The sequence below is a fragment of the Okeania sp. genome (assembly GCF_983059655.1).
Window position 1 is genome coordinate 1 of the sequence record NZ_CEZPJD010001004.1, and the last position, 2,475, is coordinate 2,475.

At 33.3% G+C, this 2,475-nt stretch carries 1 protein-coding gene; it reads left to right on the forward strand.

The window, feature by feature from the left end; all coding sequences use genetic code 11:
• Positions 1 to 235: 235 nt before the first annotated feature.
• Positions 236 to 2,296 (forward strand): cation:proton antiporter, encoded by a 2,061-nt coding sequence (locus AC3DU7_RS31120; protein WP_488043101.1) that lies wholly within the window; start codon positions 236 to 238, stop codon positions 2,294 to 2,296.
• The last annotated feature ends 179 nt before the right edge of the window (positions 2,297 to 2,475 follow it).

Below are 2,475 nucleotides of genomic sequence, written 5' to 3' on the forward strand. Positions count from 1 at the left end.
TCTCCATACCTGTTCCCTTTTTCATATCCTCCTCTTTTTATTTAATCCTATATAAAAGACTCATAAGCTAAGACCAATTGAAATTTTATATTCTCTGTTTCCAAATTCTGCGCTCTAGTGTTCCCTTTTAAAAAATTGGGATATAGTCTAAATGCTGAACGGGCTAACTTAAACTTTTGTGCAAAATTTAGAAGGTTTGCTAATATAATGAAAATTTTAATCAGAGGTAATTAAGTTGCTGCCCAATACTCCAATTGTTGCCTTCACCATTCTTCTGCTGGTTATTTTAACCATTCCACCAATTTTTGAACGTCTCCGACTACCTGGTTTAGTAGGATTATTAGTAGGAGGAGTCGTACTAGGTCCTCATGGTTTACAGCTTCTCAACAGTGAAACAGAAACTATGAAGTTACTATCAGATATTGGCAAAATATATCTGATGTTTGTTATAGCTTTAGAAATTGACTTAGAACAATTTAATAAAACTAGAAATCGCTCTATTGGCTTTGGAGTTATAACTTTTTTTATCCCCATTATTGCAGGTATTTTAGTTGGTAGAATTTTTGGCTTTGACTGGAATGCTTCGATTTTAATTGGTTCTCTATTTGCACCTCATACTCTTTTAGGTTATCCCATTGTTAATAGATTGGGTGTAGCTGCTAATGAAGCGGTTACTGTTACTATTGGGGCAACAATATTTACTGATATTGCTGCTTTATTAGTTCTAGCAATTTGTGTGTCGGTTAATGCGGGAGAATTTTCTGTTGTTAATCTGATTATTCAGTTAGGAGAATTAGCTATTTATGCAGTAGTTGTTTTATTTGGTTTTAAATGGTTAGGGGAGCAATATTTCCGTCGGACTGGGGATGAAGAAGGAAATCAATTTTTATTCATAATGTTAGTTGTATTTATTGCTAGTGTAGAAGCACAAATAATTCATGTTGATATTATTGTTGGAGCTTTCCTGGCTGGTATTGCTGTGAATGAAGTTGTGGGAAATGGTCCTGTTAAGGAAAAAGTAGAATTTATTGGCAGTACATTGTTTATTCCTTTTTTCTTTGTAGATATGGGATTAATTTTAGATGTTCCGGCTTTTGTTTCAACAATAACTAATGAATTTGTCATGACTTTAGCTATTATTGCTGGAGTAATTATTAGTAAATTTCTCGCAGCTTTATTAGCGAAACAATTATACAGCTATAATTTTCCAGAAACTCTGACAATGTGGTCTCTAACTTTGCCTCATGTTGCTGCTACTTTGGTCGAAGCTTTAGTTGGTCTTCAGGAAGGAATATTAACAGAACCATTTTTCAATGGCGTAATTGTTTTAATGTTAGTAACTTCTATACTCGGACCTTTAACAACAGCTAGATTTGCTCCCTTATTATCCCAACCTTTGAGTTTATTTAATGGCGGTAATAAATCGGGAATTTGGTGGGAAACTCACCAACAAGAATTAGAAGCAGAAACTTATGAACATAAGTTTACTGTTTTAGTTTCTATATACAATCCTGTAACCGAAAATTATTTGCTAGAAATGGGAGCAATGTTAGCTAAACATGAGTCTGGATTAGTTGTTCCTTTATCAATTGTAAAATCTAATTTTCATCTAGATGAACCAGTTTTAAATACAGCAATTCGCCATAGCGAACGACAACTAAAACGAAGTCAAGAAATTACTCAACAATTTAATATTGAAGCTCAACCAGAACTACGAATTTATAATGATATTTCTCAGGGAATAAGCTGCACTGCTAGAGAAAAAAATGCCAGTTTAATTATTATGGGTTGCAGTCAACAAAGTGGTTTACGGGCGCGTTTATTTGGAAGTATTATTGATAGTGTATTTTGGTCTTCTCATTGTCCGGTAGCAGTGACAAGATTATTAGATGACCCCATTGATATTCATAAAATTTTAGTACCAGTAAAAAATATTACTCCTCAAGCATTACGAACTGTTCGTTTTGCACAACTTTTTGCTGATACTAATCAAGCTTATGTGACTTTATTACATATATGCTCTAGTATTAGTTCTCCAGAACAAATTGATGAATTTAAGTCTCAACTTTCAGAGATTGTTTCTGTTGATGAATCTGAGGTTAAATTAAAAATTAAAGTTATTGCTAATGATAATGTTGCTCAAGTAATTGTTAAAATGGCACGGTATTTTGATTTAGTTATTTTGCGTTCTATGCGTCGTCGTACTGCTGGTGGTTTGGCTGTTAGTGATGTGACTAATGAGGTTTTGAAAGAGTTAAATTGTTCTTTGGTTTTGTTTGGCGAACCTCATTCTTAATTTAAGTAGGGAGTAGGGAGTAGGGAGTAGGGAGTAGGGAGTAGGGGAGATTAAAGATTGAAGTAATTATAGAATTATAAACATATATCGTAATAATCGGATTCTATCTGTAATTAATTAGGGTTTGCTGATTAAATATCAAAGTCTTTACTGATATTGGTTTTAGCCTTTTTAGATCA